General features: G+C 61.9%; 1 pseudogene. It reads right to left on the bottom strand.

Going from position 1 to position 409, the window contains the following annotated elements:
• Window positions 1-409 (bottom strand): annotated as a pseudogene (locus A6013_RS24445) (hypothetical protein); the annotation flags it as partial.

Raw genomic sequence — 409 nt, 5'->3', positions numbered from 1 at the left:
GCATACGGGAAATCAGCAGTTCCACGCGACGACGATGATCTTCCGCATCCCAGCGGCCGAACGCATTGAGCGCGGGTTTGAGTACCACCATTTCCGTCAGCGAGCCGATCGCAACCAGGATGTCACGCTCCCGCGTCGCCCGCGCGGTTTCCACGAGAATCATCTCGTCCAACAGCGATACGATCGCCACCAGGTTGTCACGCTCCGGCGTCCCCAGCGCATTTTGCAGCTGCTGCAGCTCGGCCATCGCGCAGTCTACGCCAAGCTGTCCGCTATCGACCTCAATCACCGCCACCCCGCGCGGCTGGTTCAGATCGCTCCCCACCCGCTGCGCCCATTCGCTGAGTGCAGGCGTATGTTCTTCCCCCTGAATCAGGTTCATCACCAGCTCGTCACGTAAACGCCTGTC

It is taken from the genome of Enterobacter sp. IF2SW-B1, assembly GCF_001743375.1.
Classification (GTDB): Bacteria; Pseudomonadota; Gammaproteobacteria; order Enterobacterales; family Enterobacteriaceae; genus Enterobacter; species Enterobacter bugandensis.
The sequence above is the reverse complement of the archived record's forward strand: the minus strand, read 5'-3'. Positions and strand labels throughout refer to the sequence as shown.